General features: G+C 51.6%; 11 protein-coding genes. 7 read left to right on the top strand and 4 right to left on the bottom strand.

The window, feature by feature from the left end; genetic code table 11:
* Positions 1-436: 436 nt before the first annotated feature.
* Both QZT18_RS13735 and QZT18_RS13730 read left to right on the top strand, forming a co-directional pair.
* Entirely contained in the window at positions 437-1618 is a 1182-nt protein-coding gene (locus QZT18_RS13735) for an amidohydrolase (RefSeq protein WP_294148564.1), read from the top strand.
* A 34-nt stretch (positions 1619-1652) separates the two neighbouring features.
* Positions 1653-3053, top strand: a complete 1401-nt coding sequence (locus QZT18_RS13730) for a YfcC family protein (protein WP_294148563.1) — start codon at positions 1653-1655, stop codon at positions 3051-3053.
* A gap of 157 nt (positions 3054-3210) precedes the next feature.
* Here QZT18_RS13730 and QZT18_RS13725 read toward each other — a convergent pair whose 3' ends face one another.
* Together QZT18_RS13725 and citD are read right to left on the bottom strand one after the other, a co-directional pair.
* Entirely contained in the window at positions 3211-4107 is an 897-nt protein-coding gene (locus tag QZT18_RS13725; RefSeq protein WP_294148562.1) for an aldolase/citrate lyase family protein, read from the bottom strand.
* The gene (gene citD, locus QZT18_RS13720; protein WP_294148561.1) at positions 4104-4403 is read right to left on the bottom strand and encodes a citrate lyase acyl carrier protein; all 300 of its coding nucleotides are present in this window, start codon (positions 4401-4403) and stop codon (positions 4104-4106) included. Before citD ends, QZT18_RS13725 begins: the two co-directional genes overlap by 4 nt.
* Before the next feature lie 223 nt (positions 4404-4626).
* On the opposite strand from citD, the gene QZT18_RS13715 reads away from it, so the two are divergent.
* The 3 genes from QZT18_RS13715 to QZT18_RS13705 all read left to right on the top strand — a co-directional run bounded on the left by QZT18_RS13715 (position 4627) and on the right by QZT18_RS13705 (position 7822).
* The gene (locus QZT18_RS13715) at positions 4627-5697 is read left to right on the top strand and encodes a tripartite tricarboxylate transporter substrate binding protein (RefSeq protein WP_294148560.1); all 1071 of its coding nucleotides are present in this window, start codon (positions 4627-4629) and stop codon (positions 5695-5697) included.
* Positions 5698-5866: 169 nt separating this feature from the next.
* Positions 5867-6331: a tripartite tricarboxylate transporter TctB family protein gene (locus tag QZT18_RS13710; RefSeq protein ID WP_294148559.1), complete on the top strand. Its 465-nt coding sequence runs from the start codon at positions 5867-5869 to the stop codon at positions 6329-6331.
* Between the two features lie 15 nt (positions 6332-6346).
* Entirely contained in the window at positions 6347-7822 is a 1476-nt protein-coding gene (locus QZT18_RS13705; protein WP_294148558.1) for a tripartite tricarboxylate transporter permease, read from the top strand.
* A gap of 75 nt (positions 7823-7897) precedes the next feature.
* On the opposite strand, the gene QZT18_RS13700 is transcribed toward QZT18_RS13705, so the two are convergent.
* Positions 7898-8830 (bottom strand): LysR family transcriptional regulator, encoded by a 933-nt coding sequence (locus QZT18_RS13700; protein ID WP_294148557.1) that lies wholly within the window; start codon positions 8828-8830, stop codon positions 7898-7900.
* 156 nt (positions 8831-8986) lie between these two features.
* Between QZT18_RS13700 and citF the strand changes: the two genes are divergently transcribed.
* Together citF and QZT18_RS13690 are read left to right on the top strand one after the other, a co-directional pair.
* Positions 8987-10537: a citrate lyase subunit alpha gene (citF, locus tag QZT18_RS13695; protein WP_294148556.1), complete on the top strand. Its 1551-nt coding sequence runs from the start codon at positions 8987-8989 to the stop codon at positions 10535-10537.
* Positions 10537-12912: a hydratase gene (locus QZT18_RS13690; protein ID WP_366925884.1), complete on the top strand. Its 2376-nt coding sequence runs from the start codon at positions 10537-10539 to the stop codon at positions 12910-12912. Before citF ends, QZT18_RS13690 begins: the two co-directional genes overlap by 1 nt.
* A gap of 210 nt (positions 12913-13122) precedes the next feature.
* On the opposite strand, the gene QZT18_RS13685 is transcribed toward QZT18_RS13690, so the two are convergent.
* On the bottom strand, positions 13123-14484 hold the full coding sequence (locus QZT18_RS13685; protein ID WP_294148555.1) for a hypothetical protein: 1362 nt from the start codon (positions 14482-14484) through the stop codon (positions 13123-13125).
* Positions 14485-14699: the final 215 nt, after the last annotated feature.

Below are 14699 nucleotides of genomic sequence, written 5' to 3'. Positions count from 1 at the left end.
TGGAGAGAAAATCAAGGAAGAGTATGAAAAAAGTATAAGACAGCACCAATTGAACTATCAGCGGTACTTTGAACCTGTAATTTTTACAAATTATCGGCGGCGCAGGAGCAGTAGGCGGATGAGCGGATTGCGCGGCGGATGCTCGGACTGCGGCCCGGTCCGCGCAGGAGCTCCGCCGCGGCAGGATAAGAACAAACAGGAAACGTCAAAAATCCGCATCATATGATTGATGTCTGAAAAAATACAAAATAAAATAAAATACACAAAAAACATTGCAGAGCAGATACAGGTGTGATATAATTCTTTTTAAAGAGCTGTTCTTTAAGTATGCTTTAATTAGAGAACGACAGAGCAGATTTATACTTTAATTGGGAACCTGGTGTGTGTCTCCGCACGGCGGAGACGGTTTAGAGGAAACTCAGAAAGGATGTGTGCTATGGCAGAATACAAACTGTCGGAAGTAAAGAAAGCGGTGGAGGGACACTTTCAGAAGGCGGCTGAACTGAGCTGCTACCTGAGGGAACATCCGGAGCTGCCGGATCAGGAGTTTGAATCCAGCAGAAGGATGGTGAAAGTGCTTGAGGACGCGGGATTCGAGGTTACATACCCTTACGCAGGATACGAGACGGCGTTCCATGCCCTGTTTGACAACGGGGACGGACCGGAGGTGGCGATTCTGACGGAGTATGACGCGCTTCCTGAAATTGGACATGGCTGCGGCCACAATCTTCACGGCTCCCTTTCGGTGCTGACGGGACTTGCTTTAAAAGATCTGAAGGACTGCTATAAGGGGAAGGTTCATGTAATCGGAACTCCTGCAGAGGAAGAGAACGGCGCAAAGATAGGCATGTCGGCCCAGGGCATATTTGACAACATGTCTCTGGCCATGATGATGCACAGCTGGTCCGGAGGAAAGTGCCGGGCGGATATGGATGCTCTCAGCCTGCGCTGCTACTTTGTGGAATTCTACGGGCAGGCGGCCCATGCGGTAGCCGCTCCCTGGGAAGGAAAGAGCGCCCTGGCGGCGGCCAGGAAATTCATGGACCTGATCGATGCAAGGCGTGAATGTTTCACACCGGATGTCCATGTCAACAGTATCGTAGTGGAAGGAGGAAAAGCACCCAATATCATACCGGATTATGTGAAGCTCAGAATGGAATTCAGGACGGCTACGATGAAATCCATGGGAGCGGTGGATGAGATGGTAAAGAAATGTGCGGACGGTGCGGCGATGGCCCTCGACTGCACGGTGAAATTCACAACGGTGTTCGAATTTGCGGATATGGTCCGCAACATGACACTGGAGGAGGAAGTAATTGACCGGTTTGAGTCCTTTGGCATGCCTACAACGGGGGTAGAGGCGGCCAGCGGTTCTTCTGACGTGGGAAATGTAAGCTATCATTGTCCGGCGATCCAGCCGCTGCTTGCAATCACGGATGAAGACTATGCATTGCACACCGAGGCGTTCAGGGATGCAACGGCCCTGCCGCAGGCGGAAAAGGCAATGGAAAACGGGGCCTGTATCCTGTCCCTGATGGCTCTTAAGATATTTAATGACGAAGAGTTCAGGAATAAGGTTTACGCGGAGTTTCAGGAGCAGGTGGAGAAGAGAAAGTAAGTAAACGGGTCTGTCTTATGAGAGGAGAGAACATATGAGTAGTGAGTCCGCAACCAAAAAGAAAAAGTTTAAAATGCCTCATATTTATGTACTTCTTGTTTCAATTATTATTATTTGTGCGATTGCATCGTGGATTCTTCCCGCAGGTGAATTCGAACGTGCTTTGAATGATGCCGGAAGGGAGATGGTAGTTCCCGGTACATATCACATCATTGAGTCCACTCCGGTAGGCTTTTTCACCCTTGTTCAGTCACTCTACAACGGTACTGTGGATGCAGCGGGAGTAACATTCTTCGTATTTATTTCTTATGCTTCCATCGGACTGATTATCGCCAGCGGCGCATTTAACGGTCTCGTTGCCAGCATGCTGAGAGTGTTAAAAGGCTCCGCAAGAGCCGTCATCATCCCGGTATTTATCACCCTGATTGGATGCGCCAGCTCCACCATCGGTGTATTTGAGGAGATGTTCCCGTTTATCCCGATTTTCGTAGGAATTTCGATTGCCATGGGATATGACGCAATCGTAGGTCTGGCCATCGTTGCCCTTGGTACGGGGCTCGGTTACAGCGGCGCCGTTATGAACCCGTTTACGGTCGGAATGGCCCAGAGTATTGCCGACATCCCTCAGATGTCCGGCGCAGGTTTCAGAATTGTCTGTCATCTTGTCCTGATTGCCGTCGCTTCCGTATACGTCGTACGTTATGCCCTGAAAATCCAGGCGGATCCGTCAAAGAGCCTTGTTTATGGGGATAACTTCGACACCCTTACCATGGATTCGGATAATATAGAAAATGAGCGTTTTGGCATAAGGGAAAAACTTGTTCTTGCAACACTTGTTGTAGGTATTATCGTAATTGTCTGGGGAACAAAGACAAAAGGCTGGTATTTTGCCGAACTGAGCGCTGTTTTCCTGTTAATGGGTCTTGTCAGCGGATTTATTATGGGCTGGGGACCTAATGTGATTGCGGAAAAAGTGGCCAAGAGCTTTTCCGAGATTGCGGTTGCCTGTATGATGATTGGTATTGCCCGCGGTATTCTGGTAGTGCTCCAAGCAGGCCATATCATTGATACGATTGTTTATTATCTGTCTATTCCGCTTTCCAATCTTCCGGGAGCGATTTCTGCAATTGCAATGTTCCTGGTGCAGACGGGACTCAACTTCTTCATCCCGTCCGGTTCCGGTCAGGCGGTAACAAGCATGCCGATCATGGCGCCTCTGGCAGATTTAATTGGTATTTCCAGACAGTCGGCCGTTCTGGCATTCCAGTTTGGCGACGGCCTTTCCAACATCATGTGGCCTACCGCCATGACACCGATTATCTGTGGTATCGCAGGCGTCAAGATTGATAAGTGGTGGAAATGGTTTGTACCGCTTTTCATTGCACTTGTTATTACACAGAGTATCCTGATGGCTGTTTCTATCGTAGTCTGGTAATATAACAACCGCCCGGTATCCAAATCAATAACAAAACATAGTATCGTAGATAAGAAACTGCCCGGGGCTTTTGCCGGGCAGTTTCTTTGCATTGATTGGCAATGAAAAGTTCGCGAAGCGTGCTTTTCGTTGTATATTCTCTAATCACATCCTCTAATCAGAGATTCACAGACAGCCCTGCGGCGCGGGCCAGACTCAGCGTCCGCACGGCTCCGTCGTAAAAGGCGATATCCACCATTTTCCCATCCACGGTAAAGACACCGATGCCCTGTTCTTTCTGTTCGTCAATCGCGCGTATCAGCTTTTCCGCATAGATAATCTCTTTTTCCGAGGGAGTGAAGATTTCATGCACCACCGCGATCTGCTTCGGGTTGATGATAGATTTGCCGTCAAAGCCCATCATGTGGATCATTTCCACATCTTTCCGGAATCCCTCCATATCATCCAGGTTCGTGTAGACCGTATCAAAGCACTGGATTTTGGCGGCCCTGGCAGCCAGGATCATGTGCTGTCTGGCCCCGGCCAGCTCCACTCCGGTTCCCGTGATGGTGGTCTGGATATCCTTCGTGAAGTCGCCTCCGCTGAGGGCGATGCCGAACAGCCGCTCGGAGGAGCCGCAGATTTCGAGCGCATTTAACACGCCTTTTGCGGATTCCAGAGCGGCCATGAGAAGCGTGCTGCCCTCAGGCCTGTGAAATTCCTGCTCGGCGGAGAGGACAGCGGCCTCCACGGCCTTTACGTCCTCCGCCGTTTCCGTCTTGGCGATCCGGATGGCGTCGGCGCCGCCGGCAACGCAGACACGGATATCTTCCTTCCAGTAAGGCGTGTCCAGCCCGTTGATGCGCACGACGCGCTCCACTCCGCGGTAATTGATTTCCTTTAAGGCGTGATAGAGAGAGTATCTGGCCGAATCTTTCTGGTTCGCAGCAACCGCATCCTCCAGGTCGAGAATAATGGAGTCCGCGCCGTAGATATAAGGATCCCGGATCAGGCCCGGTTTCTGGCAGTTCAGGAACATCATGGTTCTTCTGAGTCTGTTCTTATTCTCATTCATCGAATCGCACCTCCCCACGGCAGCTGCTCCGTAATATGGTTGGAGCGGAAAACCGCGCATTCCACCCGGGCCTTTAACGTACAGTCCAGCGCGCCTTTGTCAATCACGCGCAGCTTTGCATTTTTTACTTCCAGCCGTTCCAGTGTTTCCATGATAACCGCCCGGATTTGCTTTCCGTACTGGTTGATAACGCTGCTTTCAAGCTCAAGTTCAATCCCCCCGGCCGCCGGTTCCACCATCACCTGGACATCGCTGGATTCCAGGGTACCGGCTATGGCAGTATTTAAAATTTCCATAACAACCTCCTCATACTGTATTTACTTGCGATTATACTGAAAAGTATTTCAAAACGCCAATAGTAAGATCAGATATCAGATATTAGAAAAACTGATAGGGTGGGTGTGGGAATCCGTATTGTTCAAATTCAGAATTATCTGATAAAATAAAACCATCGAAAAGGACGGAAGAAGTGGGGAAGACGTCCGATAAAAAAAGAATCAAAAAACAGGAGGAGTACCTATGAAAAAAAGAGTGATGGCACTGACAATGGCGGCAATGATGGCAGTTACGGCTACGGGCTGCAGTTCGGGCGGGGCAAAGGGAACGGATACCGGTTCAAAGGCCGAAGAGAAGGAAGCGGCAGCTCCGGCGGAGGAAAACAGCAAGGCAGAGGAGGGGGAGAGCACCTGGCCCCAGGGAGAGACACTGACGATAGTTGTTCCGTTTAAGGCGGGAGGAAGCGCCGATTTGATGGTCAGGGGAATTCTTCCCTACTGGGAGGAGACGGCGGGATGCACCTTTGTCGTTGAGAACCGGGAGGGCGCGTCCACCATGGTCGGCTCGGTATACTACCAGACGCTTCCGGCGGACGGCACGAATATCTACTGCGGAACCCAGACATACCTGAGCGGCAATCAGGTTTTACAGGGGGCTACCTACGATATCTCTGATTTTGACCTGATTAATATGCAGCAGATCGATCCGACCACGATTACGGTGCTCGACACCTCACCTTATAATACGATCGAAGATCTGGTCAAGGCGATTCAGGACAACCCGGGGAAAATTAAAGTGGGTCTTACGGCGGGCGGAGCCGGTTCCATTCTGCTCGGCATCCTGACCGAGGCATTCAACCTGGATTACAAGACAATTTATTACGACAGCGGCAATGATTTCCGTACGGCTTTAATGGGCGGCCATGTGGACTTCATTACGGGTTCCGCCAACGGCGATATGGGACTGGGCGATCAGGCAAAAGTGCTTGCCGTCTGCGGTTCCGACAGAAACGCCATCTGGCCCGACACCCCAAGCTTTGACGAAGTGTATCCGGATCTGAAGATCCCCGGCTCCCTTGGTTCCTGCCGTCTGTTTGCAGTCCAGAAGGGGGTAAAAGAGAACTACCCGGATCGTTACCAGACGCTTATAGATACCTATAAAGAGGCGTTCGAGAATCCGGAATACCAGAAGTTCTTAGAGTCCAGCGGCGAGCTTGCCGTATCGGCGTTCCGCGGACCGGAAGAGAGCAATAAACTGAATCTTCAGCTTCATGAACTCGTCGTACAGTACCAGGACTGGCTGAAAGAGGAATAAGACAGAACGCATAGAAAAAGAATATTCCATGTGAGTATAAAACAAGAAAACTGCTGCCCGGTATCCCGCATCTTCGGATATCGGGCAGAACAGACAGCGGGAAAACCGCGGTCTCAGGAGGGGAAGCGGCGGGCCGTCGGGCTGCCGCAGTACGGAAGGAGGACAAAAAATGGGTTCGCTTATAAAAAGACTGGCCATTCCTGCCATTGTATTACTCTGGTCGGCAACCTATTTTATCGAGGTTGCGGGATACAGCAAAAAGAACCAGTACCTGATAAAACCGGTTTTTATCGTGATGGTGATTCTGTTTGCGGTAAATACGTTCACCGATATCAGGGAGTGGAAGAGGGAGCGGGAAGAAAATAAAGGGGCGCTGCAGATATCACAGGAGGAGAAACAGGTCCTGTTCAAATCATTCCTCGTGGTGGTGTCCATGGCGGTTTACGTGATCGTCATGCCTCATCTGGGATTTATCATTACCACTGCGGTTCTGCTGGCGGTTCTGTTACTGATTATGCAGGTCAAAAAGCCGCTGCCTTACATTTTACTGCCGCTCATCGTCACCGGGATTTTATATGCGGTATTTAAGATCGGGCTGCATATTCCGCTGCTGGCTGGATTTCTGGGATTTTAGGGGAGGAGGAACAGAATGCAACATTTCATAGAAGGATTTTCGGTTATTTTTCAAATGCAGTACCTCCTCTATATGTTCGGAGGAGTGGCGATCGGACTGGTGCTCGGCTGCCTTCCGGGTTTGACGGGAAGTATGGGGATTGCGCTGATGCTGCCCTTTACCTACAAGATGCCGCCGCTGACTGCCCTTGTTTTCCTGCTTTCAATCTACACGGGAGGATTATTTGGCGGGGCGGTTACGGCCGTTATGATTAATACGCCGGGTTCGACGGCCAATATGGTGACCATGCTGGACGGTTATCCGATGAATCAGAGAGGAGAAGGCGGAAAAGCGCTGGGAATTGCCCTGATGAGCTCCGTTATCGGCGGCCTGATCGGCTGCGTTTTCCTGCTGTTCGCCACAAAACCCCTGGCGACGCTGTCCCTGAAATTTGGACCGGCTGAGATGTTTATGGTGGCGATTTTCGGTTTGAGCTGCGTGGGCAGTCTAGCAAAAAATACGCTGAAGAGCGTGTACGCGGGCCTGTTTGGAATTCTTCTCGGCACAATCGGGATGAGTTCCCTTGGTACAATCAGGGGAACCTACGGTAATATGTTCCTGATGGACGGCATTCCGATGGTTCCGGCCCTGATTGGTTTTCTGGCAATGCCGGAGATCATTAATCTGGCGGGAAAAAAGATGATGACGGACGAGAACGGAAACCATTCCACCGGATTCAGGGCGGTTATTTCGGGCTTTAAAGAGGTGCTGAAACGTCCCGTGCAGGCGGTGCTCTGTTCCCTTCTCGGCGTGATTATCGGAATCATGCCGGCAGCAGGAGCGGCCGTGGCCGGTATGATGGGATACAACCAGTCGAAGCAGTGGTGCAAACGGGGGGATCAGTTCGGAACGGGAATCCCGGAAGGCGTAATCGCCTGTGAGACGGCCAACAATGCATCCGAGGGCGGAGCCCTTGCAACTCTGTTTGTGCTCGGTATTCCCGGCTCGGCCTCCACTGCGATGATGCTCGGGGCATTGGTGCTTCAGGGATGGAACCCGGGTCCAAAACTTTTTATCGACCACGAGGATGTCATCTATATGGCGTTTTCTTCCCTGTTTATCCAACAGTTCGTCATGCTGATTCTGGGACTGGTGCTCTGTGCCTTTGCCGCTTACATTGTAAAGGTGCCGACAAAATATCTGGTCCCCTGTATTCTGGTGCTGACGCTTCTGGGCGCGTTTTCCAACAGAAATACCCTGTTTGATGCCGGGCTGATGCTGCTGTTCGGAGTAATTGGCTGGGCAATGAAAAAAGCAGAATTTCCCATTATGCCTCTGATACTGGGACTTCTGCTTGGTAAGACCGCCGACAATGAGCTGCTTCGGACCATTGAATCCTACGACAGCTTCTGGGAGATATTTACAAGGCCGATCGTACTGGTACTGGCGATAGCCAGCATTGCCTGCGTATTCGGCCCCATGCTTGCGAAAAAAAGAAAAGCCCGGGCATAACGGCGCATGACGGTTCCAATTCAATTGGATGGGTTCCGGTTCGATTGGAGGGCATGAAACACGGGCGGCGCGGCTCTAGGAAAACTTGCCTCCGGGAGCCAGCAGCCTGGAAGCCATCTCCACGAAAGCCATCGTTGCTTTGGAGCGGTAGGTGTTGGGCGGGAACGCAAAGACCAGCTTGCGGTGAAGTCCCTCCCTGCCGATGGACAGATAGGAGAGCTTATAACTGCCGTTGTAAATGGGGTGGATATAGGAACCTGCCATGAATGCCAGGCCAAGACCCTGTTCGGCCAGGCGGATGCTGGTTTCGGGATTCTGGGTCTTCTGGATGACATGGGGTTTACAGCCGTATTTGTCAAACTGGCTCTCCGCCAGGGTGAAAAGCCGCTGGCCCTTTGAGAGTAGAATGAACGGCTCATGCATCACATCCTCAAACTCCACATAGGTGCGCCCCGTCACCGCGTCGTGTTTGGCCAGCTCCAGGACGTGGGAATCCCGGTTAACAGCCAGATATACCTCCTCCTCATAGGCGTCCTCGGTGGGCAGCTTCTTGTTGATGAGAGGATAGGTCAGCAGGGCGACATCGATAATGCCGCGCAGAAGATGATCTTCCAGTGTCTGGGTGTTGGCTTCCACCGTATGGATTGTAATCTGCGGATATCTGGCGTAAAAGGCCGGAAGGATATCGGGCAGTACAAAGGAACCGCGGAACGGGGTAAGGCCGAGGGCCACCTTGCCGGTGGAAAGGTTGGCGATGTCCCAGAGTTCATTCTGTAAATTGTTGCCGATGGCAACAATCTGGTGAGCGGCTTCCAGGACGCGTTCACCGGCTTCGGTGGGGCGCATTCCAGTGGAAGTGCGGACAAAGAGGGAGCAGCCAATGGAGGCTTCATAGCTTTTGAGAAACTGGCTTAACGAGGACTGGCTTACAAAAAGCTTTTCGGCGGCTTTCGACAGGCTGCCCTCCTCGGCGATTGTTAAAATGTTGGTTAATTCCCGGAATTCCATATGAATTCGGCCTCCTTACTGCTGAAAAAGAAATTAGTCAATATGCACAAAAGATGTAATAAAATGTCGAATAATATATACAGATAAATCATATAGTGTTTGACTCAGCAAGTCAAGAACAAAAAAATGGAAAAAAATGGAAGGAAATAGACGGCCATGATCAATCGAGTGGGGAGAGAAATCCCGGATGAAATATTAGAGCGGTATGGTAAAGAGGGGTATCAGGGCCCCGGTTACCGCGACGGGGCAGGCTACAAAAAAGCGGCTCCGGCGGTCAGAAGCAATATGCAGGGAGGAAAGAAGCTTCTGCCCTCCCTGGAGGATGCCCTTAGAAAATGCGGCATCAGGGACGGCATGGTTCTTTCTTTCCACCATCATTTCCGTGATGGAGATTACGTGGTTAACATGGTGATGGAGACCGTGGCGGCTATGGGAATAAAAGATTTAACCATCTGCGCCAGTTCCCTGGGGGCGGCCCATGACCCGGTTGCAAAGCTGATTGAGGACGGCGTGGTGACCGGCATCCAGTCCTCCGGAGTGCGGGGGAAAATCGGGGAGGCCATCTCGGGAGGCAAACTGAAAAACCCGGCCATTATCCGTTCCCACGGAGGAAGGGTGAGAGCAATTGAAGAAGGGGACGTACATATCGATATTGCGTTTATCGGCGCCTCCACCAGTGATGAGTACGGAAATGCCAGGGGAGTGGGCGGCAAAAGCAACTGCGGTGTCCTGTCATACTCCATGGCGGATGCAAAGTACGCGGATCGGGTGGTAGTTGTCACGGACTGTCTCGTCGGTTTTCCCAACCTTCCCGCCAGCATTTCGCAGGTGGATGTGGACTACGTGGTGCAGGTGGAGGAGATCGGAAACCCGGATAAGATTGTCAGCAATGTGGTGCGGATGACAAGCGACGTCAGGGAACTGAAAATGGCGGAATACTGTGCGAAAGTAATCGCGGGCGCCCCGTTTTTCAAGGACGGTTTTTCGTTTCAGACCGGAGGAGGAGGAGCGGCGCTCGCGGTAAACAGGATGCTCAAACCCTATCTGGAAGAAAAAAATATTAAAATGGGTTTTGCCATCGGCGGAATCACGCAGCCCATGTGTGAACTGCTGAAAGAGGGATTTGTACGGACCATTGTGGACGCCCAGTGTTTTGACGCCGCCTCGGTCGAGTCGGTTGAAAAGGATCCGGGCCATTTTGAGATTTCCACATCCGAGTATGCCAATCCAATGAATAAAGGGGCCTACGTAAACAGGCTGGACTATGTGGTGCTGGGAGCGCTGGAAATCGACACCGATTTCAATGTCAATGTGGTGACGGGCTCCGACGGAATTGTCAGGGGAGCGCCGGGCGGCCATCCCGATACGGCGGCCGGTTCCAACTGTTCGATTATTGTTGCCCCCCTTCTGCGCAGCCGCATCCCGACCGTCTGTGACCGGGTGGTAACGGTGACGACTCCGGGTGAGGTGATAGACGTGCTTGTAACGGATTACGGCATTGCCGTTAACCCCCGCAGGCAGGATTTACTGAGCGCATTCAAAGAGACGGGGCTGCCGCTGAAAACAATCGGGGAGCTTCGGGATATCGCCTACTCGATTGTCGGAAAGCCGGAGGAACTGGAATTCGAGGAGCGGGTGGTAGGAATTGTGGAGAGCCGTGACGGAACGATTCTGGATGTAATCAGGCAGACGAAAAAAGAAGGATAATGGTCCCGACGGAACGGGAAACGAACGGAATCGTTATGATTAGGGACAACAAGGTGGAATTTGCGATGAGAAAAGAATATGACGGCGTCTACCTGGTAGACGGCGAAAGAATTGTATGTGATAAAGATAGGGAATCCCTGACCGCCGGAGGCCGGTTTTCAGAACAGGAGCTTGAAGCGGCGGTTCAGGGAACCATGGCGTGGTCCATACTGGAAGCGCACAATACGTCTTCCGACATGGGAAACCTGAAGCTCAAATTTGATGCGCTGGTCAGCCACGATATGACTTATATGGGAGTGCTGCAGACGGCGATTGCCTGCGGCGTGGAGGAATTTCCGATTCCTTTTGTCCTGACCAACTGCCACAACAGCCTGTGCACAATGGGCGGGACACTGAATGAGGATGACCATCTCTTTGGGATGGGGGCGGTGAAAAAGTACGGCGGAATCATGGTTCCGGCCCATCAGGCGGTTCTTCATCAGTATATCAGGGAGCAGCTTGCCGGGGGCGGAAAGATGATTCTGGGGGCGGACAGCCATACCAGATACGGCGCTCTCGGAACCATGGCCATCGGCGAGGGGGCCGGAGAGCTTGTAAAACAGCTTCTTCTGAGAACCTATGATATCGTACGCCCTCCGGTTGTCCTCGTGTATATGAAGGGGGCGCCGGCGCCGGGAGTAGGGCCGCAGGATGTGGCTCTCGATATTATCAGGAATGTGTTTGACGAGGGTTTTGTGAAAAACAGGATTATGGAATTTGCGGGCCCGGGAATTGCAAACCTCAGTGTGGATTTCAGAAATGGGATCGATGTGATGACGACGGAATCCTCCTGCGTCTCCACAATCTGGCAGACGGACGACAGCGTCAGGGAATGGCTTAAGATCCACGGACGCGAAAGCGATTATAAGGCAATCAGGCCCGCCGGACTGGCTCATTATGACTATCTTCTGGAAGTAGACCTGGGAAAAATCAGGCCTATGATCGCCCTTCCTTTCCATCCGAGCAATGCCTATACGATCGAGGAGCTGAATGAGAATACGGAGGATATCCTGAATCTGACCGAGAAAAGATGCAGCGAGCAGATGAAAGAGTTCGGCCTGAAGATGGATTTGAGAAGCAAGATAGAGAACGGCCGTCTGAGAGTCGATCAGGGAGTGATTGCAGGCTGTGCGGGAGGAATATTCGAAAACATCAGCAAGGCGGCGGATATTCTGAAGGGAAGCTCCATTGGAAACGATGTGTTCCAGTTAAATATTTATCCGGCCAGCCAGCCCGTGTTCCAGGAGGTGGTGGAGAAGGGGATTGCTTCAACGCTTCTGGAGGCGGGGGCAAACTTACGTTCCGCTTTCTGCGGACCCTGTTTCGGGGCGGGGGATGTTCCGTTTAACGGGGGCTTCTCCATACGCCATACGACCAGGAACTTTTCAAACCGTGAGGGCTCCAGGCCGAAGAGCGGTCAGTTAGCGTCGGTTGCATTGATGGATGCGCTGAGCATCGCCGCAACCGCCGGAAATAAAGGATTCCTGACACCGGCGACGGAGTGGGACGGAACGTATACAAAGTACAACTACTATTTTAATCCGAAGCTGTACGAGAACCGAGTGCTCGACTGCTTCGGAAAGGCGGACCGGAGCGTGGAGCTTAAAAAGGGGCCGAATATCAAGGACATTCCTGTGATTCCGGCGCTGAACGACGATTTGCTTTTAAAGGTTTCGGCCGTTCTTGACGATCCCGTGACGACGACCGACGAACTGATTCCGGGAGGGGAGAGTTCCTCTTACCGCTCAAACCTTTTAAAACTGGCGGAGTACGCCCTCTCGGCCAGGGAACCGCAGTACGTGGGCCGCTGCAAGGCGGTAAAAAAATGGGAAGATGCGCTGATGGAAGGAGCGGCCCCCTTTGAGACGGACGGGGAGCTGAGGGAGGCCGCGGCCTGCCTGACCGCAAATGGACTGCCGTTTAACGCAGGAAGGACCTGTATCGGAAGCGTCCTCTGTTCCCAAAAGCCGGGCGACGGTTCGGCCAGGGAATACGCGGCAACCTGCCAGCGAGTGATTGGCGGCTGGGCCAACATCTGCCGCGAATACGCGACGAAGAGATACCGTTCCAATCTGATTAACTGGGGGATTCTGCCCTTTACCTGCGCGGACGGGGCGGAGTTTGAGACGGGAAGTTTTATCTGGATTCCCGGCATCAGGCAGCTGCTTGAGTCGGAGGAGAGCGAAACGGAAGCTTATGTGCTCCCGGAAGACAGGTCGCAGAGTCCGCATAAAATTACTCTGTCCTTAGGGTATCTAAGCAAAACGGAGCGGAGGATTCTGCGTGAGGGCTGCCTGATTAACTTTTACAGGCAGGAAGAATGCGAATTAAAATAAGATTTTGAGAAGTAACGGGACTGAGGTAATAGGATTGAAGTAACGGGACTGAGGTAATAGGATTGAGGTAACGGGACTGAAGTAATGGGGCTGAAGTAATAGTACCGGCAAGTAGAAGAGGCTCCGGGTGCCTGTATTGGCATCCGCGAGCCTCTTTTATGTTGCCTGCATAGATAAAGTATTATGTCTGCCGGACAGTGCAGCCGCCTTTTAAGACGGACTTAAATCAAAATTCACCCGGTAGATGTTCACGGGGCGTCCCTTGATTCCATTTCTTTTCTGGCCGCATACGGAGGCGTAACCGCCCTTTTCCAGATTGGATAAAAATTTATTGGCGCTGCGGAGGGAAACTCCCAGACTGTTGATCAAATCCTGGGAAGTGATCTCTTCCGTATTCAGGGAAAGAAGGACTTCCGCGATACGGACTACCGTTTCGGAAGAGAGTTTTACCTTGTCGGCAATCTCAGAGACGGTGTCGGCGCTGATTTTAAAGAGAGAGCCCGAGCCGGAGGAACCGCCGGCCGACAGGAAGGTCAGGGACTCATTCTGATCCAGCAGAAAACTGCCCATGCTGTCCTTCATCATGTTCCGGCCAAAGTGGCTGGCATTGATGGCATTTAAGCGGGCCTGATAGATATTGTCCCCGATGCCGTAACCGATCGAGCCGTGAAAATCCATCGATTTCGTCAGAAAGGTGAACAGGGGGCAGCTATGGAACCCGTCTGTGAGCAGGTTCATGGTTTCATAATCCATATAAAGTTCCATCGCATCATAGCTGGATTTAAAAATAGCCTTGTTTAAATGCTGCTGGTTAAACTGCAGCACCGTACTCATAAGCTGGTGACGGAACTGCTCATAGTTATCCCGGTACAGCTCTCTGGCATTATCGGTATTGATATGGATGACCGCGGACCGGTTCTTATTGAATTTCTTGATGAAAATGCTCTTTTTCAACTCCTCCATGCTGTTCCAGAAGGCCCACTCGCCGCGGTAGACGTAATAGCAGCTGATATCCTTATCCCTCAGACGTTCCAGGACGCTGTAATAATAGGTGATAATAATATCCAGCTTACCTTCCTGACACTGTTTCACATAGAAATCCTGGACACGCAGTTCCTCCTGCTCAATCTCGTCCACCGTCTGTAAGCTGGTCCAGCGTTTCTCATAGGTGTAGGCGGCCTGGGCAAATTTCTCCTCGCGTATCAATTCCTCCAATGTCTTTTCATCGTCCAGGAAATCCATTCCGACGCGGGAGAGGTTGACATTCTCGATGCCGGACGTGACAATATGATGAAGCAGGGCCTGATACACATTTTCCACATTAACGGAAGAATGGGCGATGATGGCGTCCCTGCTCTGTTCACCGATTATTTTGATAGCCTGCAGCGGAATCAGGCCGCTGACGTAAAATCCGTCATATTGATCCTTGATAGAAAGAAAAACATCCTGGATTTCCTGAATCGTAGTATAAGGAAAGAAGTCAAAAACGACGTCGTCCGGTTTGTTCGGCATGTAGCTGTTGATTTTTTCTCTGAAATGTTCTTTCAGGATCAGAGCAATTTTAAAGACCATTTTTTCTCCTTTGTTTAAGAGCTTTTTATATTATAAATATAGCAGATGGCCGGAAAGAACACAAGCGGGGGATTTGAGAAATGAGAACGCCGCCGGGACGGTCGGGGGAGGATGAGTCTTCAGTCCCGGAGTTAGGTTGTTGTGAGGGGGAATCCGGGTAAAAAAATTCCTACAGGGACTCGCTCCCGCTTGTGGAATGCGCAGCGGATGCTAGA

Origin of the sequence: uncultured Clostridium sp., assembly GCF_900547735.1 — a bacterium.
Lineage (GTDB): Bacteria > Bacillota > Clostridia > Lachnospirales > Lachnospiraceae > Otoolea.
This window is presented reverse-complemented; position numbering and strand designations above follow the sequence as displayed.

What these genes read in the sequence shown, in the direction of transcription:
- QZT18_RS13735 (WP_294148564.1), top strand. Translation starts at nt 437, where the DNA reads ATGGCAGAATACAAACTGTCGGAAGTAAAGAAAGCGGTGGAGGGACAC.
- QZT18_RS13730 (WP_294148563.1), top strand. Translation starts at nt 1,653, where the DNA reads ATGAGTAGTGAGTCCGCAACCAAAAAGAAAAAGTTTAAAATGCCTCAT.
- QZT18_RS13725 (WP_294148562.1), bottom strand. Translation starts at nt 4,107, where the DNA reads ATGAATGAGAATAAGAACAGACTCAGAAGAACCATGATGTTCCTGAAC.
- citD (WP_294148561.1), bottom strand. Translation starts at nt 4,403, where the DNA reads ATGGAAATTTTAAATACTGCCATAGCCGGTACCCTGGAATCCAGCGAT.
- QZT18_RS13715 (WP_294148560.1), top strand. Translation starts at nt 4,627, where the DNA reads ATGAAAAAAAGAGTGATGGCACTGACAATGGCGGCAATGATGGCAGTT.
- QZT18_RS13710 (WP_294148559.1), top strand. Translation starts at nt 5,867, where the DNA reads ATGGGTTCGCTTATAAAAAGACTGGCCATTCCTGCCATTGTATTACTC.
- QZT18_RS13705 (WP_294148558.1), top strand. Translation starts at nt 6,347, where the DNA reads ATGCAACATTTCATAGAAGGATTTTCGGTTATTTTTCAAATGCAGTAC.
- QZT18_RS13700 (WP_294148557.1), bottom strand. Translation starts at nt 8,830, where the DNA reads ATGGAATTCCGGGAATTAACCAACATTTTAACAATCGCCGAGGAGGGC.
- citF (WP_294148556.1), top strand. Translation starts at nt 8,987, where the DNA reads ATGATCAATCGAGTGGGGAGAGAAATCCCGGATGAAATATTAGAGCGG.
- QZT18_RS13690 (WP_366925884.1), top strand. Translation starts at nt 10,537, where the DNA reads ATGGTCCCGACGGAACGGGAAACGAACGGAATCGTTATGATTAGGGAC.
- QZT18_RS13685 (WP_294148555.1), bottom strand. Translation starts at nt 14,484, where the DNA reads ATGGTCTTTAAAATTGCTCTGATCCTGAAAGAACATTTCAGAGAAAAA.